Origin of the sequence: Mycobacterium sp. IS-1496, assembly GCF_001499995.1 — a bacterium.
Lineage (GTDB): Bacteria > Actinomycetota > Actinomycetes > Mycobacteriales > Mycobacteriaceae > Mycobacterium.
Window position 1 is genome coordinate 221,178 of record NZ_LQIU01000001.1, and the last position, 23,571, is coordinate 244,748.

The 23,571-nt window shown below is 65.2% G+C and carries 20 protein-coding genes, 1 tRNA gene and 1 pseudogene; 13 read left to right on the forward strand and 9 right to left on the reverse strand.

Annotated features, from left to right (window positions below; translation table 11 throughout):
- Window positions 1-3 precede the first annotated feature (3 nt).
- Together AU195_RS01065 and AU195_RS01070 are read left to right on the forward strand one after the other, a co-directional pair.
- The gene (locus AU195_RS01065) at window positions 4-1,242 is read left to right on the forward strand and encodes a glycosyltransferase (RefSeq protein WP_059157190.1); all 1,239 of its coding nucleotides are present in this window, start codon (window positions 4-6) and stop codon (window positions 1,240-1,242) included.
- A gap of 162 nt (window positions 1,243-1,404) precedes the next feature.
- Window positions 1,405-1,833 carry a hemophore-related protein gene (locus AU195_RS01070; protein ID WP_059157191.1) on the forward strand — a complete coding sequence of 143 codons (429 nt, stop codon included), beginning with the start codon at window positions 1,405-1,407 and terminating at the stop codon, window positions 1,831-1,833.
- 779 nt (window positions 1,834-2,612) lie between these two features.
- On the opposite strand, the gene AU195_RS01075 is transcribed toward AU195_RS01070, so the two are convergent.
- Entirely contained in the window at window positions 2,613-3,908 is a 1,296-nt protein-coding gene (locus AU195_RS01075) for a cytochrome P450 (protein ID WP_059157192.1), read from the reverse strand.
- 619 nt (window positions 3,909-4,527) lie between these two features.
- On the opposite strand from AU195_RS01075, the gene AU195_RS01080 reads away from it, so the two are divergent.
- Together AU195_RS01080 and AU195_RS01085 are read left to right on the forward strand one after the other, a co-directional pair.
- On the forward strand, window positions 4,528-5,070 hold the full coding sequence (locus tag AU195_RS01080) for a TetR/AcrR family transcriptional regulator (protein ID WP_059157193.1): 543 nt from the start codon (window positions 4,528-4,530) through the stop codon (window positions 5,068-5,070).
- Window positions 5,071-5,461: 391 nt separating this feature from the next.
- Complete coding sequence (locus AU195_RS01085; RefSeq protein ID WP_059157361.1) at window positions 5,462-7,138, forward strand: FAD-dependent oxidoreductase; 1,677 nt, start codon at window positions 5,462-5,464, stop codon at window positions 7,136-7,138.
- A 102-nt stretch (window positions 7,139-7,240) separates the two neighbouring features.
- On the opposite strand, the gene AU195_RS01090 is transcribed toward AU195_RS01085, so the two are convergent.
- Window positions 7,241-7,420 (reverse strand): hypothetical protein, encoded by a 180-nt coding sequence (locus AU195_RS01090; RefSeq protein WP_157530978.1) that lies wholly within the window; start codon window positions 7,418-7,420, stop codon window positions 7,241-7,243.
- 451 nt (window positions 7,421-7,871) lie between these two features.
- On the opposite strand from AU195_RS01090, the pseudogene AU195_RS24990 reads away from it, so the two are divergent.
- Window positions 7,872-8,099, forward strand: a pseudogene (locus AU195_RS24990) (TetR/AcrR family transcriptional regulator); the annotation flags it as partial.
- 348 nt (window positions 8,100-8,447) lie between these two features.
- Window positions 8,448-8,849 (forward strand): Rv2253/PknI dimerization domain-containing protein, encoded by a 402-nt coding sequence (locus tag AU195_RS01095; protein WP_286149078.1) that lies wholly within the window; start codon window positions 8,448-8,450, stop codon window positions 8,847-8,849.
- A 412-nt stretch (window positions 8,850-9,261) separates the two neighbouring features.
- On the opposite strand, the gene AU195_RS01100 is transcribed toward AU195_RS01095, so the two are convergent.
- On the reverse strand, window positions 9,262-10,158 hold the full coding sequence (locus AU195_RS01100) for an alpha/beta hydrolase (protein WP_059157362.1): 897 nt from the start codon (window positions 10,156-10,158) through the stop codon (window positions 9,262-9,264).
- Window positions 10,159-10,164: 6 nt separating this feature from the next.
- Window positions 10,165-11,085: an SDR family NAD(P)-dependent oxidoreductase gene (locus tag AU195_RS01105; RefSeq protein WP_059157195.1), complete on the reverse strand. Its 921-nt coding sequence runs from the start codon at window positions 11,083-11,085 to the stop codon at window positions 10,165-10,167.
- Between the two features lie 816 nt (window positions 11,086-11,901).
- Between AU195_RS01105 and AU195_RS01110 the strand changes: the two genes are divergently transcribed.
- A complete protein-coding gene (locus tag AU195_RS01110) occupies window positions 11,902-12,852 on the forward strand; it encodes a hypothetical protein (protein ID WP_172800434.1) in 951 nt (316 codons plus the stop codon).
- 408 nt (window positions 12,853-13,260) lie between these two features.
- Here AU195_RS01110 and AU195_RS01115 read toward each other — a convergent pair.
- Together AU195_RS01115 and orn are read right to left on the reverse strand one after the other, a co-directional pair.
- Window positions 13,261-13,336: transfer RNA gene (locus AU195_RS01115), tRNA-His, on the reverse strand.
- 40 nt (window positions 13,337-13,376) lie between these two features.
- Window positions 13,377-14,024 carry an oligoribonuclease gene (gene orn / locus AU195_RS01120; RefSeq protein ID WP_059157197.1) on the reverse strand — a complete coding sequence of 216 codons (648 nt, stop codon included), beginning with the start codon at window positions 14,022-14,024 and terminating at the stop codon, window positions 13,377-13,379.
- A 68-nt stretch (window positions 14,025-14,092) separates the two neighbouring features.
- On the opposite strand from orn, the gene AU195_RS01125 reads away from it, so the two are divergent.
- Window positions 14,093-15,670 (forward strand): helicase HerA-like domain-containing protein, encoded by a 1,578-nt coding sequence (locus AU195_RS01125; protein WP_059157198.1) that lies wholly within the window; start codon window positions 14,093-14,095, stop codon window positions 15,668-15,670.
- A gap of 111 nt (window positions 15,671-15,781) precedes the next feature.
- Here AU195_RS01125 and cmrA read toward each other — a convergent pair whose 3' ends face one another.
- Window positions 15,782-16,588, reverse strand: coding sequence for a mycolate reductase (gene cmrA, locus AU195_RS01130; RefSeq protein WP_059157199.1), 807 nt, complete (start codon window positions 16,586-16,588; stop codon window positions 15,782-15,784).
- A gap of 68 nt (window positions 16,589-16,656) precedes the next feature.
- On the opposite strand from cmrA, the gene AU195_RS01135 reads away from it, so the two are divergent.
- The gene (locus AU195_RS01135; RefSeq protein ID WP_059157200.1) at window positions 16,657-18,024 is read left to right on the forward strand and encodes an MFS transporter; all 1,368 of its coding nucleotides are present in this window, start codon (window positions 16,657-16,659) and stop codon (window positions 18,022-18,024) included.
- On the opposite strand, the gene AU195_RS01140 is transcribed toward AU195_RS01135, so the two are convergent.
- Entirely contained in the window at window positions 17,992-18,768 is a 777-nt protein-coding gene (locus AU195_RS01140; protein ID WP_059157201.1) for an MmpS family transport accessory protein, read from the reverse strand. The genes AU195_RS01135 and AU195_RS01140 overlap by 33 nt on opposite strands.
- A 147-nt stretch (window positions 18,769-18,915) precedes the next feature.
- On the opposite strand from AU195_RS01140, the gene AU195_RS01145 reads away from it, so the two are divergent.
- From AU195_RS01145 to AU195_RS25880, 3 genes are all read left to right on the forward strand, one after another.
- Complete coding sequence (locus AU195_RS01145) at window positions 18,916-20,793, forward strand: alpha/beta hydrolase family protein (protein ID WP_059157202.1); 1,878 nt, start codon at window positions 18,916-18,918, stop codon at window positions 20,791-20,793.
- Between the two features lie 94 nt (window positions 20,794-20,887).
- Window positions 20,888-21,097, forward strand: a complete 210-nt coding sequence (locus AU195_RS01150; RefSeq protein ID WP_059095960.1) for a hypothetical protein — start codon at window positions 20,888-20,890, stop codon at window positions 21,095-21,097.
- A gap of 39 nt (window positions 21,098-21,136) precedes the next feature.
- Window positions 21,137-21,292, forward strand: a complete 156-nt coding sequence (locus AU195_RS25880; protein WP_011768318.1) for a DUF6131 family protein — start codon at window positions 21,137-21,139, stop codon at window positions 21,290-21,292.
- On the opposite strand, the gene AU195_RS01155 is transcribed toward AU195_RS25880, so the two are convergent.
- Window positions 21,289-21,912 carry an SACE_7040 family transcriptional regulator gene (locus AU195_RS01155; protein ID WP_059157203.1) on the reverse strand — a complete coding sequence of 208 codons (624 nt, stop codon included), beginning with the start codon at window positions 21,910-21,912 and terminating at the stop codon, window positions 21,289-21,291. The genes AU195_RS25880 and AU195_RS01155 overlap by 4 nt on opposite strands.
- Window positions 21,913-22,008: 96 nt before the next feature.
- Here AU195_RS01155 and AU195_RS01160 point away from each other — a divergent pair, with 96 nt between their 5' ends.
- A complete protein-coding gene (locus AU195_RS01160; protein WP_059157204.1) occupies window positions 22,009-23,559 on the forward strand; it encodes a carboxyl transferase domain-containing protein in 1,551 nt (516 codons plus the stop codon).
- Window positions 23,560-23,571: the final 12 nt, after the last annotated feature.

A 23,571-nucleotide genomic window follows, 5' to 3' on the forward strand; every position in this document is an offset into this window, starting at 1 on the left:
GAAGTGGCGACGATCCTGGCATACACCTCGCCCGCGCTGGGGCACATGCTCCCGATCAGCGCGCTGCTGGTGGAATTGCAGCGCCGTGGGCACCGAATCGCGCTGCGCACACTCTCCGGCTGTGTGGACCTCGGGCGGAGCCTCGGCTTCGACGCCGACGCGATCGACCCGGGCATCGAGGCGATCCCGCTCGACGACTGGCAGACCACCGATCCGCGCCGCGCCCTGAAGCTCGGCGTGGCGGCGTTCGCGCGCCGCGCCGAACACGAGGTCGCCGATCTCATCGCCGCGGTCGACTCGGTTCGCCCCGACGCACTGCTGATCGACGTGAATTGTTGGGGTGCGCGGTCTGCGGCCGAGGCCGGCGACACGCCGTGGGCCTGTTTCTCGCCCTACACCCCACCGCTGGAGTCACCCGGCGTACCGCCGTTCGGGCTGGGCCTCAAACCCCTGCCGGGGGTGGCGGGCCGTGTGCGTGACTTCCTCGCGCGACTCGTCGTGACGAAGTCCTTCGAGAGGGTTCTGCTGCCGCCCGTCAACGCCGTTCGCGCCGGTGTCGGCCGTGAGCCGGTCAGGTCGGCCGACGAGTACCTGCGCCGGGCACCGCTGACGCTGGTCGCCACTGGCAAGCCGTTTCAGTACCCCCAGACGGATTGGGGGGATCGTGTCCACATGATCGGGCCGTGCGCGCTGGACCCCGGACCGGAGACGGTCCCGGACTGGCTCGACGCGATCACCCGGCCCATCGTCCTGGTCACCACATCGTCGGAGCGCCAGGATGACGTCAGCCTCGTGCGAACCGCGCTCACCGCCTTGGCCGACCATCCCGTGCACGTGGTCGCCACGCTCCCGGCGGGCGTGTCCGAGGACTTGACCGACCGGCCGAATGCGACGGTGTGCGGACGGGTACCGCATGGCGTGATCCTCGACCGTGCGGTGTGCGCAGTGACCCACGGCGGAATGGGCGCCACGCAGAAGGCTCTTCTTCACGGCGTTCCGGTGTGCGTCGTTCCGTTCGGCCGCGATCAGTTCGAGGTGGCGCGACGCGTCGAGGTCGCGCGATGCGGCACCCGCCTGCCCGCGAAGAAGCTCTCACCGCAGCGCCTGCAAGTGAGGGTCCGTGACGCGATGACGATGACGGAGGGCGCCGAACGGGTCGCCGCCGGCTTCGTCGCCACGGGGGGCGTCGCTCAAGGCGCTAACCTGTTCGAGGATCGGATAATCGGACACCGCCACGGGTGACGGACTCGAGCGGTGGCGGTGCCGCCGGCGACGAGCCCGAACGCCGGTATTCGGTGCGCTGGCGCAACGGTCGGACTATTCTCACGAGATGACGTGGTCTCGATCGCGTGCATGACAACTTCATCATCGGCCCGTGACCAGCGCGATTCCTCGGGAGGAAAGATGACAGTGAGTACGTGTGGTGACCGATATTTTCTCCGGTCGGTGGTGAGCGCAGCCGGGGCCGGATTGGTCGCTCTAGCAGCTGCCGGCGCTGCGGGTGCGCAGCCGCCACCTGACTCGTGCAGTCCCGCAGCGGTGATGCGCGCGCACGCCGCGGCAATGACCCAGATGGCCGACTACCTCGACGCACGTCCCGACGTCCAGCAGGCCTTCCGGGATGCGAGGAGCAAGGCAACTCCCGAGGAGCGGCGGGCGGCGATCAGGACCTTCATGGACACCCACCCGGACGTGGCCGCCGCGCACCAGGCGATCCATCAGCCAGTGACGGATCTCAGCACACGGTGCGGGCTACCCATGCAGCACGACATGATGGCCGGTGGAACGGGGCCGGGCGGAATGATGCCGGGTGGCATGGCGCCCGGGCAGTGAGCTCAGCGCTGTAGGTCCGAAGCCGGCCGCCAGGGCCAGCTCGGAAACAAACATCGCCCCACCCGCGTCTCCGCAGGTGGGGCGATGCTTCAATTTGGGGTGGCTGACGGGACTCGAACTCCCGTTGGTGGACGGGATCAAAATACGTTCAGACACCGGTTTAGCCTTTGACGGATCCGATATCGATCGGGAAATTAGAATCATGATCGGTAATTCCAAGAACACCGCCGCAAGCGGACCACCCGCACCGGAATACCAACCGGCGCGGTTTTTCAATGATCGAGCCGCGGGGCTGAGTGATAACGGTTACCGCGATCACCCCGAGGGGCAGCCGCACCGGACAACAACCACATGACGACGAGGCGCGCGAGCACCCCGGGGCTGAGCGGTAGGAAAATGGCCGCCGACTGAGTGAGGGCGATGAACTGGGCGAGTACCGGGCCGACTGCATAGTGGGTTGACAACCTCCGGCCGTTGGCACGGTCGTACGGTTGACCCGTCACAACGGTCACCGTGCCGTCGTGTCTGGGAGTTGGCTGTTCATCCCGGGCGCACGACGCCTCGAGTGTCTTGACCTACCATGGGACGACCACTTCGACGGTGTCGCTTAGTTTGACCCATGCCAAACCTCACCTCGACAGCGTCGGTCGCCCCGCCTCGCTATGCCGATGCCAACGCGACGTTAACGCGCGGCGCCGCGCGGGCCGCGAAGACCACGCCTGTAACGCGTTGCAGCTGACGGTCAGCTGAAAACATTGCACCGCAGGTATGGACCGGACTCAGCTGCAGTGCAACTTGACGGGCAAATGCGTCGGCCCACGCAGCGAGCTGTTGGTCGACCACGTTGTCGGGCCGACGGTGGTGATACGGGTGACGCGGTCGACAAGTTCACGCAGCACTGCTTGCGCCTCCATGCGTGCCAGAGGAGCTCCGACGCACATGTGCGCGCCATAGCCGAAGGCGATATGCATGCGCGGGTTACGGTCTGCGCGGAATTCATCAGGATTCTCGAACACGAGTGGATCGCGGTTGGCCGCACCGAAAGACAGGAGCACGCGAGCGTCGGCGGGAATGGTTACCTCGCCGACCTGGTAGTCCTCGCGCGTATAGCGGTAGAGGTTTTGGATAGGGCTGGAGATCCGCAACTGTTCCTCGACGGCGATGGGAATGAGATCGGGATTGGCGCGGATTAGATCGTACTGGTCGGGGTGGTGGGCCAACGTTTCGAATAGCCCACCGAGCAGATTGGTAGTCGTCTCATTGCCGGCGATGAGCAGTAGCAGGGCCACGTAGAACAACTGATCGTCGCTCAGGTCGCCTTCGGTGTTGTGTTCCAGGAGCCGCCCAAGCATGGTGTCCGAATCTTTGAGCTCACCGGAGGCGAGGTGACGCAGGAAATAGCGTCGTAGTGCGAGGACTGCGCGCATTGAGTTCGCGGTATCGACAACACCTTTGGGTGTCGGTGAGAAATTGATGATTCGGACACTGTTCTCTGACCATCGTCTGAAGTCGGCGACGTCGTTGTCTGGTACCCCCAGGATCGCGGCGATGAGGCGCATCGGCATCGGTATCGCAAGCCGTTCTACCACGTCGCAACCGGGCTCTTTGATCACCTTGGATACCAGTTCGGCTGCAAGGTTGTCCGTTATTTCCTGCCAGTTTTCCAGCGCGCCGCGGGTGAAGCCGGGCTGGACCTGCTTACGTAGTCGGGCGTGCTGGTCGCCGTCGGTGAGCACCAAGAGGTCGGCCGCCATCCTGACTCGCGTTACACCCCGGGCGCTGGTGACCTGATCCGTGTCGCGTAATGCGGCGCGGATGTCGTTGAGTCGGCTAAGGATCCAGGTGGCGCGTTTGGGGTTGTAGTGCACGCGCCCGCTGAGGTGCAGCGCTCGGTAGGCTTCGTGCGGTTGAGCGGCAGTAGCGGGGTCCAGGGGGTCGTAGTCGGTGTTGACCGCGCCAGTCCAACCGCGATAGCCCCGCCGGTGCGTGCGGATCGCCCCGGTGAGGTTCATTTGGACGGCGCTGCCTAGCGGTTTGAGTAATGTAACGATGCCGCGCGGGCTGTTCACCGCCATGACCCTTGCACCTTCCGTCCCTTAGTAAAGAACGCAAATCTCGGGCCCGCGAGGCGGTACCTGCGATTCGTGGTGAAAAGCGTTGTGCGCCAGAGCAAGTTTCTCCTCAAGCTCGCCGATGCGCGGGGGCAGGACGGGCGGGCGCATACCGACCGGAAGTGATGGCGCTCCACCCGTGATGCCCTCAGGTTCGGCGCTGGCGCCCGTATCGTCAACGGTGCGACACGAAGTTGAAAGGCCCATTCGGATGCGAATCAGGAAGCGTTTCGCATCGGCAGCACCTGACTAGCGCATTCTCTTATAGGAGCCCGTTCAGAATTCTCACAACGATAAAGCCGTTTTGGCCTAGTCGCTTGAAGAACGGCTGGATGTGCTCAAGCTAGTTCTGCAGGCCGGGATCCCCGGGCCGCGCACTTGCCGGTGGGTGTCGGGCTGTATGCCCACCCTGGGCTTCTGTGAACATCGCGCCCGTCAAGTGCGCGGGTCGAGGTTGCGACACCCACTGGCGGGGTAGTGTGATGATCTCTCACCTCAGGTGTGTGAGCCGGTTGAACCACTCAAGATAAATCTCAACGCGCGATCGCGAATTCATCTGTCGGCTGGACGGGGACAAGGTTTCATGACACGTGAGGATTGGTTGGTCGGCCGCGACCGAGGGAGCGAAGCCGCCGACCGGATCTACAACGCGGCCGCAGAGCTGGTCTCGCGCAAAGGATTCGAGGCGTTCACGATTGAGGCACTGGCCGCCAAAGTGCATTGTTCACCGGCAACGATCTATCGTCACGCGGGTGGCAAGGCGGCAATCCGTGAAGCCGTGACCATGCGCACCTCCTCACGAATCGTTGGATTAGTGCGTGAGGCGATCAACGGTTTACAAGGCACTGAGCGTGTAGTAACGGCGATTATGGTTGCTCTAGAGCACATCCGCGCCGAGCCGCTCGGTGACCTGATGATGGGTTCGATCCGGCCGACCCACGAAGGCGAATGGTTGACAGCCTCGCCGGGCGTGGCCCGTCTGGCCCAGGAAGTGATCGGTTACGACGACCCGTTGGCTGCGCAGTGGTTGCTGCGGGTAACCCTGGCGCTGTGGTACTGGCCAGCCGAGGACCGCGAAATTGAACACGCGCTTGTGAGCCGCTTCGTTGGCCCATCGTTTAGCTAGCGCAAGCAGCCGCAATCGGGGGTGCTCCGCATTCGCGCACTCGGTGGGTCCAGCTGCGTCTGCCAGTCCTGAACTTGCTTTCGCAGCATAAGAGAAACGCTGGGGATTTCTCACCCATCTGTGCAGGTGCAGCCGGTATGAGCTGTCGGGCAGGTGGCTGACCGAGTCGAACCCTCTTTCAACCTCGTGGCGCCTCGTTGACGATGTCATCGAGTGTTCACCAAGCTGATCTGGTGATGACAGCGCAGTGTTCGCGCGAGGCTGGCGTCGGCGGTCGGTGGCGGCCGTCGATGGTCGCGGTGGGCAGCTATGCCGTGACGACTCGACCGAGGCGACGCGGTAGGCAAACAGACCTGCAGGCATTTGCTTGCCCGAGATCGGGTTCTCCGCTTTGGCTTTCGTGATCACCCAGAGATGCTGCAACGATGCCAGCTGCGTGTCGGTGTGCCCGGTCGACTGCATCCGCCCTTCGCCGGATGACCCTGAATTCAGCACGACCGAGATGCTGCACATCGATCCGGAAGCCTGCGTCGACTGCGGCGCATGCGTGCCTGTCTGCCCGACAAGCGCGATCCGCTACGAGGTCGATCTGACTGAACCGTTGAAGCGATACAAAGACATCAACGCCGCCTATTTCGAGCGGCACCCTCTGCACGCAGATCCTCGACGTTTAGACGAGATGCCCTCACGTCCCCCCAAGGAACTGGGGACCCTGCGGGTAGCGATCGTCGGCGCCGGCCCGGCCGCATGCTATGCGGCCGACGAGCTGTTGGCCCGTGCCGACGTTGAGACCGAGTTGCTGGACAGGCTGCCCACGCCATACGGGCTCATTCGTGGCGGCGTGGCGCCGGATCACTCCGAGACCAAGGATGTAGGCCTCACCTTCGGGGCGAGGTTCGTCACAGACGCTGTGGGTTTGCACCTCAACGTCGAAGTCGGCAAGCACATCACTCATGAAGAGCTGATGCGCCACCACCACGCCGTCATCTACGCCGTCGGCGCATTCGAGGAGCGCCGGCTCGACATACCCGGCGAGGATCTGCCCGGAAGCCATCCCGCATCCGATTTCGTCGCCTGGTACAACGGCCATCCCGACTACGCCGACATGACATTCGATCTGTCTGGGCAGCGGGCGGTGGTGGTCGGAAATGGCAACGTCGCGTTGGACGTGGCGCGAATACTGCTCCTCGACACCGACGAATTGCAGAAAACCGACATCGCCGACTATGCGCTGGACACCCTGCGGCACAGCAACATTCGCGAGGTCGTGCTACTCGGCCGGCGCGGGCCGCTGCAGGCGGCCTACTCATCGTCGGAGTTCTTGGCTTTCCATCACCTGCCGGGCGTGGATGTCGTGCTCGACGAGCGCGAGCTCGACCTGGACCCCGCCAGCAGAGCCCGGCTACAGGACCCTTCGCTGGAACCCGCGCTGGCCTTCAAAGTCAAGCTCGCCGAAGAATTCGCACAGCGGCAAGTAGGTCTGCACAACAAGCGCGTCGTCTTCCGCTATTGTGTGTCCCCTGTCGAGGTCCTTGGTGCCGATCACGTTGAGGGACTGCGGATCACCGCCAACGAGCTCGTGGACATTGACGGCGCGATCAAGGCCGTCGCGACCGACCGAACCGAGGAAATCGAGGCATCATTGGTGCTGCGCTCAGTGGGCTTCCGTGGCCGGGCACTGCCCGGCCTGCCGTTCGATGAACGGCGCGGAATTATCCCCAACGACCGCGGCCGGGTGATTGCCGACGACGGGCAGCCGCTCCCCGGCGTCTACGTCGCCGGATGGATCAAGCGTGGGGCCAATGGCACGATCGGCACCAACAAGCACTGTGCCCACGAAACCGTCAACAGCGTCATGGCGGACTTCATGTCCGGCAGGCTCGCCCGTCCCCAAGGTGATCGGAGTTCTCTGCTCAGACTGCTCTCGGCACGCCAGCCCGATCTGATCTCGGACGCCGGTTGGCATGCCATTGACCAAGCCGAACGCCGCCGCGGCCAAGCCTCCGGACGTCCGCGGGTCATGTTCACCGACCTCGCCACGATGGTCGACACCGCCCAGGGTCTCTAACGCTAGCGCTTAGATGAACATCGATTGGTGATCGGTATCCTGGGCGCGCCGCCTTTCAAGGTTCTCCGAGGCTAATCGGGTGTGGATAGACCTACGACGCCGCTAACCTGCAAAAGCGGGTAGGGGTGCTTGGCATTGCATGAAGTCGATGGCATTGAGGATGTCATCCCGAACCGCAATGCGGTGGACGAAACACTCCTGCCTCATCCGGGCATACGTCGGGTAGGGATCCTGCATGGCATCGGCGCCGAAAAATAGCGTGGGATTATCGAGCACCGTCATCGCATCAGGCTGACCGAGCTCAACGTAGGCGTCAAGAACGCGCGTCAAAGATGACAGTCGACACGATCTCGCTAGCCGCCGGTCCTTCTCACCACGAACCTCCCAGCAGCTGTTTCCGGCAGGTGTCTAAGTGCAGTCTCACATCGTGCGAATCGGGAAGCTGCGCAGCGTTAAGGTCGGCGACTGTGTGCGGGCGTTTTGATTAGAGCTCGACCGGATGGCGAGCAAGGCGCGCCGCGAACTACTGGTCGAACTTGTTGGGATCGTGAATATTAGCGGACCGCGGTTGGGTCTCATGACGGCATCAGCCGCGAACGGTCGGTCGTTGCCTTTGGGGGATCGCGCAGACATTCAGTGGTCCAGACTCGGCGGTGAGATTTGAGAAGATGGAGCAAGAAATTCCCATCGTGCTAGGACCGGAAGCGCCGCAGCGCGGGAAGGATGAGGAGCAATGGGGCGTGACGACTGGTTGATCTGCGATCGCCGAAGCGCAGCGACCGATCGAATCTACACTGCTGCAGCCGATTCAATCCCGAAGAAGGGCTTCGCGGGGTTCACGATCGAAGCGTTGGCTGCGAAAGTGCATTGCTCACCTGCAACCATCTATCGACAGGTAGGCGGCAAGGCGGTGAGCCTCGACGGCGTGATTCACCGGTGTTCACTGGGCATCGTCGAATCGGTGTGAAGCAGGCATTGACCTATACGCAGTCGGGGTCGTTCCCAATCGCCGAAAATTGCCGTTTGCGAGGTGAGAACTTTGTCAGCGGAATTCTCACGCATCGTGGCTGGTATCACCCACGTCGGAAAAAAACTCCAAGTCGTGCAGGCGCTGAGCGGTTCGCATCTTTACAGCGGCGCATCGATGGGCCCGGCTTGAGAAATAGGCTTCGCGTATGCGAGGAGTCGACATAGCCGCAGGCGCCGCGGCAATCGTTTTCATGGCAAGCTTAGTCACCGCAACACCGGCGTACGGCTCGAATTTCGGCGTCGAACTCAATGGCACCTACCGGCTGATGTCCGACGGTGAGTGGGCGAAGAGAAACGCGGGTCCGTTCGGCGTGGGCGGGCCGAGAGTTTCTTCGACCAGCCGACGGTCGTCGAAACCTGGACCGTGACGACAGAGTGCGCCAGCCCAATCGAATGCATCGGCGAAGTGAGGAGCGACCGCGGCTACACCGCGACCATTCGACTCAACGATCACTGGTTCGTCGACCACGAAATCCCGAATTGGCTGCCGTGTCCCGACGGGACATTCGCCCCCGGCCACCAGAAGTTCACGCTGTGGGGATTCAATCCCGCACGGAATGAACGCCTCTACAAGAACCTTGACTTCCTGGCCGGCCGCAACGTCACGAGGAGCGCGAGCGGCGCCTGCGGCAGGAACCAGCCCGTTGTCGTCGAACTGCCTGTCAAGATGCAGAAAATCTAATCCCCCGACCCGGCTCCGCAGTCAGGTCGGGATCAGCTCCTGTTGGCGCTCTACGAGCATGGAACTCAAGCTGATGCCATCAGTGACCGTGGTCGCTAAATCCGGAGCGGCGTCGGCGAAAGCGCCGATCACCGGCGCAGCTGTCGCGAGGTCGTGTTCGAGGGTAGGCAGGCTTGGTTCCAGGAGCCCTCAAAGCTTGTGGTGCCGCGGGATTCGTGACCGTTGCTTAGCGATCCAAGTACTCGACCGGCAACATGAAACACCGCGCAGCATCAGACGTGCCAGGCCCGTACGGAGAGCCAGCCTGCCACTCGCTACCTATGCACCCAGATCGTCGATGAGACTGCCGCATCAGTCGACCATCACGACTTGCAGCTTGGAGTGGGGCTGAGGTTCCGCTGGTGAAACAGCCCTATGCTTCAGCTGAGAGGGCTTTTCGTAGCGCCTGGCACTGGCGGTCGAAGAATGCTCGTGATACTCCGGCAGTCGGTGCGACCATGTCGAATCCGTGGAAAGCGCCGCTAACGATCTCGATATCGCATGCTACGCCTGCGTCTTTCAAGCGGCGTGCATACTCGACGTTTTCATCGTGCAGCGGATCGAGGGTGCCGACGCCGATCCACGCGGGCGGTAGGCCCGAGAGGTCGGTGTGCCGTGAGGGGACGGCGATCTGCCGATCGGCTCCGCGTAGATAAGCGGTCCATCCCAATCGATTGCTGTTGGGGCTCCAGAGCCGATAACGCCGATCTCTGATGCCGGGACGATCACTGGAGCGATCATCCACCATCGGATAAACCAGTAGCTGAAATAGCGGCACCAATTCGCCGCGGTTGCGCGCCAACAGCGCGAGCGCTGCCGCCAAGCCGCCGCCGGCGCTTGCGCCGCCAATGGCGACCCGCGTGGGGTCGATGCCGGGCAAGCGAGTCAGCCATGCAAGCGACTCATAGCAGTCCTCCAGGGCCGCCGGGTACGGGTGTTTAGGCGCGAGGCGGTAATCGACGGCGACGATGGGCACCCCTAGCTGGTGGGCGAAGCGGCGGCACAGCCGGTCGTCCTGCGCTGCCGACCCGATGACGTATCCGCCACCGTGGATCCACAGCAGCGCGGCGCCCGCGTTGTCAGTGTGCTGAGGTCGGTGCAGCCGCACATTGATTCCGCTGGGCAGAGCGGCCACTTCGACATCTCTTGAGATACGCAGTGTCTGTAATCTGGTGAGCGCGCGTATAACCGGCAGAGTGCGGCGAGTGTAGGGCTCGCCTGGCAGCACGCGCGCAATCCGCCGCAAGTCGGGATGAAACTCCTGGCCCATCGGCACTCAGACGGGGAACGTGATGCCGGTGAGGTCTTCAGCTATCCCCCACAACCGCTTCTGGACGGCCTCGTCGTGAGACTTAGCACTGGATTCAACCAGGGTAGGGAAGCCCCGAAGTTCAAAAGGTCCATCCGGTCCCCAGTACTGGCCCCCGCGCACCTGAGGATCAGTGGCCGCCAACAACTGGGGCAGCGCGCCCTTAGCGGGGTCCTGGCCCACCATTGGGCCGAACCACCTCATGAGGGGCGCGACCGGCTTCCAGACGTGGCGTATCAGCTCGGAGTCGGTAAATCCGGGATGGGCGGCAACCGCGATGGTTGGGACATCGGCGGCAGCCAGCCGCCGCTGCAGTTCATAGCAGAACATCAGGTTGGCAAGCTTGGACTGAGCATAGGCGGCCCCGCGGTTGTAGCGGCGCTCCCATTGGAGATCATCGAAATGTATTGCACCGCCCAGCTTGTGGGCGTTGCTGCTGACTACAACGATCCGCGAGCCATCGACGGAAACGAGACTATCGAGCAGGAGTCCGGTGAGGGCGAAATGACCGAGATAGTTGGTGCCGAACTGCAATTCGAAGCCGTCCGGTGTTACCTGTTTCGGAGGAACCATTACGCCCGCGTTATTTATCAGCAGGTCGATCTGTGAATATTCGGCACGCAGTGCTTGAGCAGCGGCGCGCACAGATCGCAAGGATCCCAGGTCGAGCGGCTGAACAGTAACTTTTGCACGAGGCGCTGTATCCAGTATTCGGGCCTGGGCAGCGTCGCCTTTCTTCGTGTCGCGAACTGCGAGCACCACAGAGGCTCCGCGTTCCGCCAATACCCGAGCGGTATCGAAGCCGAGGCCGGTGTTTGCGCCCGTGACGATCGCCACCCGGCCTGTTTGGTCGGGCACATCCGCCTCGGTCCACTTGCTTTCTGACATGGGAGATGATCGCTCTCTGCCGAGCGGCAAATATCCTCGTCTTTGACGCTTCCTTATATGGAGGAGCGGCTCACACCGCCACGTCATCAGATTCGGTGGTGGTCCACGCGACGTCAACGGCGTGGCAGGAAGTTGAGAGGCCCGCTCTGGCGCTGTCCGGGAACTTTCCTCGCAACCAAGCCCTTTGAACAGGTGGCTTGCAGAGTAGTTGAGCCACGAATTTCTCATAGCGATAAGACAAGTTTGCACCCGAGATGCGCTCACCTTGACGGTAAGGACGGGATGGTCAGCGGCGCCACAGCAAGCGGATCTACACCGTCGCCATCTACCATGCGGTTAATGGCGGCGTGACGACGCCAACATCTGAGTTACGTTGCAGCCGGATCCATCTGAGTCTCCCGGTTCATGCCAAGAGGTGAGTCGAATCGGACGCCGACCGTTCAAGCCTTGAAGCAATCGCGTTCATCGTGTTATTCAGTAATCGCAATACTTGATGCCATGACGTGATGACGAGTGACCGTCAGATGTAGGGCTGCTCGACAGGTACCTACGCCACTGGGAATGCTTCTGCCACCGTCGAGACGGTTGCTGACCGCGCAACACAGGAGTAGGTAACGTATTGATAGGTAACAACTCTCAGCTCGCCACGATTCGATGCGATCGGCTTTCGCGCGATGAGCCCACCCACCTGACATCACCCTCACCGTCATGATCAGCGTGATAAGGGTTGTCGAAGGACCTCCGACTCTTCCGCCGGACAGCACAGTCACTGTTGGCCGATCCATGTTGGCAATCCCAGTCGGAACCGGGCACATCGTGCCGGCGAACTGGTACTTCCCGAGTGAACCGCAATCGCCGACTCGACTTCTATACCTGCAACACGGTTTCCTCGCCAGCGCCCCGCTCTACAGCTATACGGCGGCAGTGCTTGCCCAGCAGACCAACAGCATTGTTGTCACCCCGTCGCTGACGTCAAACCTCTTCGCCAGTGACGCAGCCTGGTTGGGTGAGATGGCGTTGCAACGCGCGGTGGCTGACCTGTTCATAGGTGAGCGGCCGGCACTTACCGCCAGCGCGACCTTGGCGGCGGGAAGCTCGGTCACCCTGCCGCGACGCTTCCTCCTCGCGGGGCATTCCATGGGCGGTGGACTCGTTGCAGGGGCCGCCGGTTTCTGTGTGGACAACGGAGCGGTCCCAGATCTGGCCGGCGTTATGCTGTTCGACGCGGTTTCGCTTGATAACGCACTGCCGACGGCTATGGAAAAGCTCACCGGCGTGGACAGCCGACCGGTCCTGCTGATTACCGAACCCCTGCACTTTTGGAACCAGCTCGGCGACGTCAGTAGGAATCTAGTCCAGGCGCGACCCAATCAGTTCGTGGGAATTTCACTAGTTGGAGGGTCGCACATCGATGCCATGCAAAGCGGGAACGTCTTGATTCAGAAGGCGGCTCAACTGTTCACTGGCTTCTCGCTTCCACAGAACATCGAGGCCATACAGACCATTTCCGCCGGATGGATCAACGACATGTTCGCAGGGACCCGCGACGGCGTCTACGGTGCGCCTGGGCAGCCGATTCAGATTCCCACCAGCGCTGGGACTGCTACCGCCTTCGTACTTCCGGCGCCACCCAATCGAACATCACCGATGAGCATACTGCTGCAAACAATGTTCGACGCTGCGCCCCGTGCCTTCTTCAGCTACGCGCCGCGCCTCCGGGCCTCCCGCCGGAACGCCGCGGCGTCTCGCGCGACCAAGCACGACTAGGGCGATAAGACGGCTTCTTCGCGGCAATACGGATACGTGCGCCGACTGCCCGACGGGCAGTCGTGCGCTATGGCTAACGGAGCTCGACAATCACCACATCAGGTCTGCCCGATGGGATCGTTCTCCGACGACTTCACCGCAGATGTTGAGCGTCAGATATAGGGGCAGTTCGGCCAGACCATCACAAATCTCGAGGACATCCGAGGTCGGGCGGTCGTCAACATCCCGACCGCTATCGCAAGGAGACCGGCGTCGAGCTGTCTGGCGCCGACGCGCGCCTCGCTTCCCGAGCAAATGGGCGGTAGTGAAACGACGTGATCAGCGTTCGCTGTTGCATGGTCCGTTGCACGGACCCCGAAACAGACATCGCCCCACCCGCGTCTCCGCAGGTGGGGCGATGCTTCGAGTTGGGGTGGCTGACGGGACTCGAACCCGCGACAGCCAGGATCACAACCTGGTGCTCTACCAACTGAACTACAGCCACCATCGCCGCCAAGCCGTCGGGCCGTGCAGCGACGTCGATCTTAACCGGTCGTGTGCCCTGCGGCCGAATCGGTCTCCGGAGCGTCCTTGCCGGGCGGGCCGAGTTCGGCGGCAATGGCGGCGATATCGCTGGTCGACGGGCCGGGCGGAGCGACGAACGCCGTCTGCCGGTAGTACTTCAGCTCCCGGATCGACTCGTGGATGTCGGCCAGCGCGCGGTGGGCGAGGCCCTTCTCCGGCTGACCGAAGTAGATCCGCGGATACCACCGGCGGCACAACTCCTTGATCGAGCTGACGTCGATCATCCGGTAGTGCAGGTACTCGTCGAGGGTGGCCATGTCACGGGCGATGAACCCGCGGTCGGTGGCGATCGAGTTGCCGGCCAGCGGCGCCGTCTTGGCCTGTTTGACGTGCCCGCGGATGTAGTCGAGCACCATCTCCTCGGCTGTCGCGAGGTCGATGGTCGAGGCGCGCACCTCTTCTGTCAGACCGGAGCGGCTGTGCATATCGGTCACCACCGGGATCATGGCGTCGAGCGCCTCGTCCGGCGCGTGGATCACCACGTCGAGACCCTCGCCGAGGATGTTGAGGTCGGCATCGGTGACCAGCACCGCGATCTCGATCAGCCGATCCGATCTCAGATCCAGGCCGGTCATCTCGCAGTCGATCCACACCAATTCGTCACGCACAGCGAATCAGGGTATTCGCCCCCGCTGGATGCGCACGCCGATACCCGTGCCCCAGTAGGGTCTGCGCCATGACCAGTGAGTCGACTGACGGTCGCGCCGCCGGCATCGCGGCCGGCTACGCCACCGCGGGCCAGGCGCTGGAACTCGGCACCGTCGTCGTCGACGGCGCGGCCGATCCGGCCGCCCGGGTCCGGATCCCGCTGGCCACCGTGAACCGGCACGGGCTGGTGGCCGGCGCCACCGGTACCGGCAAGACGAAGTCACTGCAGGTGCTCGCCGAGCAGTTGTCGGCTGCCGGGGTGCCGGTGCTGATGGCCGATGTGAAAGGCGATCTGTCCGGCCTGGCGCGGCCCGGTGAGCCCGGTGAGAAGGTCTCCGAACGCGCCGCCGACACCGGCGACGAGTGGGTCCCGACGGCCTATCCGGTGGAGTTCCTGGCGCTCGGCACCGGCGGTGCCGGGGTGCCGGTGCGCGCCACCGTCTCCAGTTTCGGGCCAATCCTGCTCTCGAAGGTGTTGGGACTCAACCAGACTCAGGAGTCGACGCTCGGCCTGATCTTCCACTGGGCGGACCAGAAGGGGTTGCCGCTGCTCGACCTGAAGGATCTGCGGTCGGTGATCCACTTCCTCACCAGCGAGGACGGAAAACCCGAGCTCAAGGCGCTCGGCGCGGTGTCCACGACGACGGCCGGGGTGATCTTGCGCGCGCTGGTCAATCTCGAGGCCGAGGGCGGCGACACCTTCTTCGGCGAGCCGGAGTTCGAAACCGACGATCTGCTGCGGCTCGACGGCGACGGCCGCGGTGTCGTCACGTTGCTCGAACTGGGCAGCCAGGCCGTCCGCCCGGTGTTGTTCTCCACGTTCCTGATGTGGGTGCTGGCCGACCTGTTCACGACGCTGCCGGAGGTCGGTGACCTCGACAAGCCGAAGCTGGTGTTCTTCTTCGACGAGGCGCACCTGCTGTTCGCCGACGCGTCGAAGGCGTTCCTCGAACAGGTCGAGCAGACGGTCAAGCTGATCCGCTCCAAGGGCGTCGGCGTGTTCTTCTGCACGCAGTTGCCGACCGATGTGCCCAACGGCGTGCTGTCGCAACTCGGTGCGCGGGTGCAGCACGCGTTGCGCGCGTTCACCCCCGATGACGAGAAGGCGCTGCGCAAGACCGTGCGCACGTATCCGAAGACCGACGTCTACGACCTGCAGTCGGCACTGTCGTCGCTGGGCATCGGCGAGGCGATCGTCACGGTGCTGTCGGAGCAGGGCGTTCCGACGCCGGTCGCGTGGACGCGGATGCGCGCCCCGCGGTCGCTGATGGACACCATCGGCACCCAGGCGATCGCCGCCGCCGCGGCCGCCAGTCCGCTGCAGGCCGAGTACGGCCAGACCGTCGACCGCGAATCCGCCTACGAGCGGCTCGCCGCCCGGCTGGCGCCACCACCGCCCGCGCCACCACCGCCCGCGGACCTGCCGCCGGTGCCCACTGGATTCGACGTCCCGCCCATGCCTGCGCCGGCCCCGGAGCCGGGTCTTTTCGACAAGGTGATGGACAGCCCGGCGTTCAAGAGTGCGATGCGCTCGGCGGGCACCGTCATCGGCCGCGAGATCACCCGCAGCATCTTCGGCACGGGTCGACGGCGCCGGCGTCGCTGACCGCCGCGAAACAGCATTCCCGGCTATCAGAGCACTGTCTTGACACAGGGAATGCTGTTTCGGCGCACGCGGCGCCACGCGCGCACGCTTCGGCGCACGCGGCGCGCCGGGTCAGTCGCCGCCGAGCTTCTTGTACACCGCGCCGACAATCGGCGTGACGATCGCGCGGGGGGCATAGCCGCTGGCCACCGACATGGCCTTCGACGTCACCCCGGGCACCACCCGCATCTTGTTGCTCTCCAGGCCGTCAAGGGACAGCTTCGCGGTGTACTCGGTCGAGATCCACAGGAAGTCGGGGATGAGCTTCTCCACCAGCGACTGCTCGTGTTCGTCGGGCAGCGTCTCCCGCACCGGGCCGGGAGCCAGCAGCGTGACGTGCACACCGGCGCCCTTGAGCTCCCCGCGCAGCGATTCGCTGAACGTGTTGACGAACGCCTTGGTCGCCGCGTAGGTCGCGTTGTTCGGGATGGGCGAGTTGCCGGCCGCCGACCCGGAGATGAGGATGCCGCCGGATCGGCGCGACACCATCCCCGGCAACACGGCGAGGACCAGATCGTGCACGCCGAGCACGTTGAGCTGGACCTGTGCCTTCTCGTCGGCGGGGTCGAGTCGCGCGACGGGTCCGAACGTGGCGGTGCCCGCGTTGGCGCAGAGGATGGAGATCTCGCGGGTGGCGAGTTCGTCGCACAGTGCGGTGCGGGCCGCCGGATCGGCCAGGTCGACCGGGCGCACCTCGACAGTCACCCCGTACCGCTCGGTCAGCCGCGCCGCCAGCGCGGTCAGCACGTCTTCGCGCCGCGCCGTGATGATCAGGTGATGCCCACGGGCGGCCAACTCCGTGGCCAGCGCTTCGCCGATGTTCTGGGACGCGCCGGTGACGACCGCGCGGGCATCGGGGCGGGGTGCGGGTACTGGCATGGGCGGACTATATCGGGACGGCCGCGTGCGCCGTCACCTCGCGTCGGCGGTCTATATCGTGGGCGACCGTGACTCAACCCGCGCCGAAACACCCACCCTCGGCGTCGATCGCCGGCCGGGGCCGCATCGTCGCGTGGGCGCTGTGGGACTGCGGGAACACCGGCATGAACGCGATCGTCGCGACGTTCGTGTTCGCGGTGTACCTCACCAGCGCGGTGGGATCGGATCTGCCGGGCGACACCTCGGCCACCAGTTGGCTGGGCCGCGCGATGACCGTGGCGGGACTGGTGGTGGCGGTGCTGGCGCCCGTGACCGGGGTGTGGGTGCAGGCCCCGCGCAGGCGACGCGTGGTGCTGACGGTGCTGACGGGCACCGCGGTCCTGCTCACCGCGTCGATGAGCCTGATCCGCGACGACCACCGCTACCTGTGGGCGGGTCTGGTGCTGCTGGCCTGCACCGCGGCGTGCGGCGATCTGGCCAGCGTGCCCTACAACGCGATGCTGCGGCAGCTGGCCGGTCCGCAGAGATCGGGGCGGATCTCCGGATTAGGTTGGGCGGCAGGCTATCTGGGCAGCGTCTTCCTGCTGGTGCTGGTGTACGTAGGCTTCGTCTCGGGCGACGGTGACACCCGTGGTCTGTTCGACATCCCGGTTTCCGACGGCCAGAACATCCGCGCGGCGATGCTGCTGGCCGCCGCCTGGTTCCTGCTCTTCGCGCTGCCTCTGCTGCTCACCGTTCCGGCGCATCTGCCCGACGCCGACGTCGTCGACCCGGATCAGCCCTCCGGGGTGTTCGCCGCCTACCGCAGGCTGTGGACGGAGATCGTCGGGGAATGGCGCCGGGACCGCAACATCGTCTACTACCTGCTCGCCAGCGCGGTGTTCCGTGACGGGCTCGCCGGGGTGTTCGCCTTCGGTGCGGTGCTCGGGGTGAGCGTGTACGGCATCTCGGAGGCCGACGTCCTGCTGTTCGGCGTGAGCGCGTGCGTGGTGGCCGCCATCGGTGCGGTCATCGGTGGTCTGATCGACGACCGGGTCGGCTCCAAACCGGTGATCGTGGTGTCCCTGATCGCGATGATCGCGGTGGGTCTGACCCTGTTGAGCCTGTCCGGCCCGACGGCGTTCTGGGTGTGCGGCCTGCTGCTGTGCCTGTTCATCGGTCCGACGCAGTCTTCGGCGCGTACGTTGATGCTGCGGATGTCGGCCGCGGGCAAGGAGGGGGTCGCGTTCGGCCTCTACACCACGACCGGTCGGGCGGTGGCGTTCCTCGCGCCGTGGCTGTTCTTCATGTTCATCGATCTGTTCGACAGCGACCGCGCGGGCATGGCCGGGCTGTGCGTGGTGCTGGCCGCCGGACTGGCGGCGATGCTCGTGGTGCGGGCGCCGCACACCCGACCGGCGGCGCTAGCGCATGCCGACGCAGAAGGTCAGCCCTGACCCGGTGTTCTGCTCGACCCGCGCGCCGTTGATCGTCACCGAGCAGGTGACGTCGCGTCCGACGTTGATGATGCTGATGCGCGCAGAACTGCGCGCCGGCGACGGCAGTTCCACCTGCTTGCTCCACGGCAGCGCGACGTTGAACTCGGTCTGCGGGACCCCACCGGTGTCGGTGTAGGTGATGTTGATGACACGGCCCTCGCCGACGACGTCGTAGGTGACGGTCTCGGTCGACTCCGACCGCCCCGTGGTCGGCGGCGCCGTGGTCGGGGACGGCTCCGAGGTCGGCAGCGGAACCACCGGTGTCGGGATGCGCGACGAGGTGGTGGGGCGCTGCGACGTGGTCGCGGTCGGTTCCGACATGGACGGAGCCGGCGCGACCACGGTCTGCTGCCGGGAGCTGTTGGTGATCACCAGGGCGATCACGAGCGCGACGACGAGCAGGACCACCGCGCCCGCCAGCACCCACAGCCACATCGGCGACTTGGGGCCCTCCGGAGGTGGTTGCTGGGGGCCGCCGGGCGGATAGCCGGGCCCGTACTGACCGGTCGCGTACGGGTCGTAGCCGTACTGGCCATACTGCGAGTACGGCGACAGCCGCTCCGTGGGATTCGGTCCGGCGGGAGGCTGATACGCCGGACCGTACGGGGTCTGGTTGGCGTATGCGGGGTCCGTCGGACCCTGGTAGCTGTTACCCAGCGGCTGGGTCGGCTCGGCGCCGTCACGACGTGGTGACTCGGTCATACCCACCTCATGGTCGCAGGGTACCTGCGGATCCCGTCGCGCCGTCGTGGTGTTGGGTGTGCCGGTGATTGCAGACGCGGATACCGTCAGGGGTGGCCGGTCGGTCGCGAGGACCACGACGAGGACGAAGGCAAGGAGGATCGACGCGTGAGACGCCAGGTGCGGGCGAACTACGGTGCGTCACTGTCGCCTGATGCGACGGCCTTCGCCCACCTCGTCGACGACGGCGGCTTCCCCCGGGCGGTGCAGCGGTTCCTGCTCGGGTGGCGGGCGAGTTCCTCGCGAGACGTGGAGTTGCCCGTCGAGGGCCCGGTCACCCGGGTCATGCATTCCGCCGACGGGCACTGGCTGGCCTGTCAGGTAGCACCCGACGGCAGCGACCGGTTCCAGATCTGGGTGGTGACAAACGATCCCGACGACCGGGACGCCCGCCGCATCGACTCGTGGCCGGACGACCAGGCGGACGGCAGCGCCGAACTCATCGGCTGGGACGGCACACAGGTCGCGGCGATCCTCACCGGTGAGGACGGCGTCGGCAGTTCGTGCCTGATCGACCCGGCCGACGGCGCCACCGTCGTGCTGGACCGCCGCACGGCGGGTCGCCTGGTCGACGCGTGGGCCGGCGCTGCGCTGGTGCGGGTCGGTCCGCGCGGCTACCGCGACCTCATCATGCTGCGCGGCCTGACCGAAACCGCCCTGCTGCCCTACGATCCGGGTTCGACCACCGACATGGGTTACATCCTCGACGACCACAGCCCACGGCGCCTGCGGTCCGGCCCGATGGGGGAGAACTTCACGCTCTACCACCCGGCCAAGGACTACGGGCTCAACAGCACCGAAGGGTATGTGCGCGCGCTGATCCGCAGTGACAACGGCGGGTCGCACGCCCGCCTCATCGAGGTGACCACCACGGCCGAGGGCGTCAGCTACCACGTCGTGGCGGAGAAGCCGGGGTTCGACCTCGACGAGTTCGTGGTCAGCGACGATCTCTCGACCGTCGCGCTGTTGTGGAACGTCAACGGCTGCAGCGAGTTACAGATCCTCGAATACGCCGACAACACGTTGTCCGAACCCATCCCGCTGCCCGGGCTGGTGGCGACCGAACTGTCGATCAGCGCGGGCGGTTCGATGGTGGCGATGACGGTGGAGAGCCCATCGCTGCCGCCGACCGTCGAACTGGTCGATCCGCGTTCACGCGAGTGGCAACGGGTGGACCGCGAACCCAGTGAGGGTCCGCTGACGGCAGATCCGACGCTGGAGGTCGTCGTCGCCCGCGACGGGATGGAAGTGACCGGCTGGCTGTACCGCCCGCCCGCGCCGGTCGAACCGGTCGGCGCGATGATCTTCCTGCACGGCGGGCCGGAGGGCCAGTCCCGGCCCGGCTACAACGAGTACTACCCGGCGCTGCTGGCGGCGGGTATCACGGTGTTCACTCCGAATGTCCGCGGCTCCGGCGGATTCGGCCGTGCGTTCATGCACGCCGACGACAAGGAGCGCAGGTTCGCCGCCATCGACGACGTGGCGGACTGCGTGCAGTACCTGATCGAGCGCGAGGCCGTGCATGCCGACCGCATCGCCTGCTGTGGCTGGTCCTACGGCGGTTATCTCACGCAGGCGGCGTTGACCTTTCACCCGGAGTTGTTCGCCGCGGGGATCAGCATCTGCGGAATGAGCGATCTCAACACCTGGTACCGCAACACCGAGCCGTGGATCGCCGCGGCCGCGTACCCGAAGTACGGACACCCGATCGGTGACCGTGACCTCCTCGAACGGCTCTCGCCGCTGCTGCGCGCACCTGCCCTGACCGCCCCGCTGCTGCTGGTGCACGGCGGTAACGACACCAATGTGCCGCCCAGCGAATCGCAGCAAATGTTCGACGCATTGCGCGCCCTGGACCGCACCGTCGAACTGCTCGTGTTCGACGACGACGGCCACGAGATCGTCAAACGCGAAAACCGCGCCGCGCTCGTCAACGCGATGACGACGTGGCTGCTCAAGGCCTTCTCCACCGCCCCGGTGTCCTGACTCCCGCCGTCGCCGTACCGCAGGTTTGGATCAATTGTCATGGGGGTAAACGGTGTTGCGCGTCACACCGGCGCGAAGAGGATGGAGGCGGTGCATGAGAGGCATACTCGGCGTAATTGTGCTCGTCTGGTTGCTGATCGGCGTGGTGGCTGCCTTTCAGCGGGATTATTTCAAGGGTGGAGAAGCCAACTGCGCCACGACAGCTCGTGTCGCGTTGACCGTCGTTGCGGGACCACTCAACTATGCGGGCGTCAACCCGAAGGTGGACTGCAGCGAGGTGCAGATCCCCGAGCCCAGCCAGTGATGACTGGCGCCAACAAGTAAAGAAGGAGAAGGAGTAGCAGTGATAATTCTCGGAATCATCTTGGTGGTGCTGGGATTCGTCCTGGGCATGAACATCCTGACCACCATCGGAGCGGTGCTCATCGTCATCGGTGCGGTCTTCTGGATTCTCGGTGCGACCGGTCGCGCCGTCGGAGGCCGAAAAGTCTGGTATTAGCCCTGTAGCCGACCGGCCGAGGCCAGCGCCGCCACTGTCATCGCTCGAAGGACAGTGCGCGAGCTGGCCTCGGCCGCTTTGTTGTGTCCGGGCTTGACGCTGTGCGGCGTCGAGTTGAGCAGACCGAACGCCGCGTGCGCCATCAGGCGCGCCTGTGCCTCGTCGAGAGAGGCGTCCACCGCGCGCAGCACCTCGACCCAGATCTCGACGTACTGCCGCTGCGCCCGGCGCACCTGCCGTTTGGCGGGGTCGGGTAGGTGGCCCAGGTCGCGGTCCTGGATCCGGATGAGATCGGACTCGCCGAGGGCGAAGTCGAGATGGAAGTCGATCAGCCCGTCGAGCGCCGCCGCCGCATCGGGGGTGTGGGCCCGCACGTCGCGCGCACCGGCGAGCAGCCGGGTGCTGATGCCCACCAGCAACTCGACGAGCAGCGCCTCCTTGTTGGGGAAGTGCCGGTAGATCGCGGGCCCGCTGATGCCGACCGCCGCGCCGATGTCCTCCAGGCGTACGGCGAGGTAACCCTTCTCGGCCACAAGACGTTCCGCCGCGGCGATCAGCTGGCTGCGGCGGTCCGATTTCGCCTGACTGCGGCGGGTGTTCGCGACTGACGTCGACGCCATGGACGGCCTCTGCGGTCGGGTGGTGGACAGCGGGTGTTAATCGTGATTAACATACCACGAGTTAGTCGTCATTAACTCAAATGAACGGGTTCACCGATGGCACCGCGGGCATCACATCGTGACGGGCACACACCGCTCGTGGAGGAGTTGCGCACCAAGCTCGCGGGTGCCGCGCTCGGCGGGCCGGCCAGGGCGCGGGAGCGCCACGTCAGCCGCGGCAAGCTGCTCCCGCGCGACCGGGTCGACGGTCTGCTGGATGCGGGCAGCCCGTTCCTGGAGATCGCGCCGCTGGCCGCCGACGGGATGTACGACGACGAGTGTCCCGGCGCCGGCATGATCGCGGGCATCGGGCGGATCTCCGGACGCGAGTGCATGATCGTGGCGAACGACGCGACCGTGAAGGGCGGGACCTACTACCCGGTGACGGTCAAGAAGCATCTGCGCGCCCAGGAGATCGCCGGGCAGAACCGCCTGCCGTGTGTGTATCTGGTCGACTCCGGCGGCGCGTTCCTGCCTCGCCAGGACGAGGTGTTCCCCGACCGCGAGCACTTCGGCCGGATCTTCTACAACCAGGCGACGCTCAGCGCGCAGGGCGTCGCGCAGATCGCGGCCGTGCTCGGATCCTGCACCGCCGGTGGGGCTTACGTGCCGGCGATGAGCGACGAAGCGGTGATCGTGCGCAACCAGGGCACGATCTTCCTCGGCGGACCGCCGCTGGTGAAGGCCGCCACCGGCGAGGTCGTCTCCGCCGAGGACCTGGGCGGCGGCGACCTGCACTCCAAGACCTCCGGCGTCACCGACCACCTCGCCCACGACGACCGTGACGCGCTGCGGATCGTGCGCCGCATCGTCGCGACACTCGGGCAAGCCCAGCGGCCGCCGTGGGAGGTGGCCCCCGCGGTGGACCCGGTGGCCGACCAGTCCGAGCTCTACGACGTCGTGCCGGTCGACTCGCGCGTGCCCTACGACGTGCACGAGGTGATCACCCGGATCGTGGACGGCGGTGAGTTCTCCGAGTTCAAGGCCGAGTACGGCACCACGCTGGTCACGGGGTTCGCCCGCATCCACGGCCATCCGGTCGGCATCGTCGCCAACAACGGCGTGCTGTTCGGTGAGTCCGCGCAGAAGGGCGCCCACTTCATCGAACTGTGCGACAAGCGGGTGGTGCCGCTGCTGTTCCTGCAGAACATCTCGGGTTTCATGGTGGGCCGCGACTATGAGGCCTCCGGCATCGCCAAACACGGCGCCAAGATGGTCACCGCGGTGGCCTGCGCGCGGGTGCCCAAGCTGACCGTCGTCATCGGCGGGTCCTACGGCGCGGGCAACTACTCGATGTGTGGCCGCGCGTATTCACCTCGCTTCCTCTGGATGTGGCCGAACGCACGGATCTCGGTGATGGGTGGGGAGCAGGCCGCATCGGTGCTCGCCACCGTGCGCGGCGAGATGACGCCCGAACAGGAGCAGGAGTTCAAGGCGCCGATCCGCGAGCAGTACGAACGTCAGGGCAACCCCTACTATTCGACGGCGCGGTTGTGGGATGACGGTGTCATCGACCCGGCGGACACCAGGACCGTTGTGGGGCTGGCCCTTTCCATTGTCGGACAGGCCCCGCTGGAACCTGTCTCCTACGGCGTCTTCCGGATGTGATCGCGTGACTGA

Bases quoted from the DNA above. Each gene is read 5' to 3' on its own strand.
- AU195_RS01125 (WP_059157198.1), top strand. From the start codon at position 14,093: ATGACCAGTGAGTCGACTGACGGTCGCGCCGCCGGCATCGCGGCCGGC.
- AU195_RS01080 (WP_059157193.1), top strand. From the start codon at position 4,528: ATGACACGTGAGGATTGGTTGGTCGGCCGCGACCGAGGGAGCGAAGCC.
- AU195_RS01160 (WP_059157204.1), top strand. From the start codon at position 22,009: ATGGCACCGCGGGCATCACATCGTGACGGGCACACACCGCTCGTGGAG.
- cmrA (WP_059157199.1), bottom strand. From the start codon at position 16,588: ATGCCAGTACCCGCACCCCGCCCCGATGCCCGCGCGGTCGTCACCGGC.
- AU195_RS01150 (WP_059095960.1), top strand. From the start codon at position 20,888: ATGAGAGGCATACTCGGCGTAATTGTGCTCGTCTGGTTGCTGATCGGC.
- AU195_RS01155 (WP_059157203.1), bottom strand. From the start codon at position 21,912: ATGGCGTCGACGTCAGTCGCGAACACCCGCCGCAGTCAGGCGAAATCG.
- AU195_RS01105 (WP_059157195.1), bottom strand. From the start codon at position 11,085: ATGTCAGAAAGCAAGTGGACCGAGGCGGATGTGCCCGACCAAACAGGC.
- AU195_RS01090 (WP_157530978.1), bottom strand. From the start codon at position 7,420: ATGACGGTGCTCGATAATCCCACGCTATTTTTCGGCGCCGATGCCATG.
- AU195_RS01075 (WP_059157192.1), bottom strand. From the start codon at position 3,908: ATGGCGGTGAACAGCCCGCGCGGCATCGTTACATTACTCAAACCGCTA.
- AU195_RS01070 (WP_059157191.1), top strand. From the start codon at position 1,405: ATGACAGTGAGTACGTGTGGTGACCGATATTTTCTCCGGTCGGTGGTG.
- AU195_RS01100 (WP_059157362.1), bottom strand. From the start codon at position 10,158: ATGGGCCAGGAGTTTCATCCCGACTTGCGGCGGATTGCGCGCGTGCTG.
- AU195_RS01140 (WP_059157201.1), bottom strand. From the start codon at position 18,768: ATGACCGAGTCACCACGTCGTGACGGCGCCGAGCCGACCCAGCCGCTG.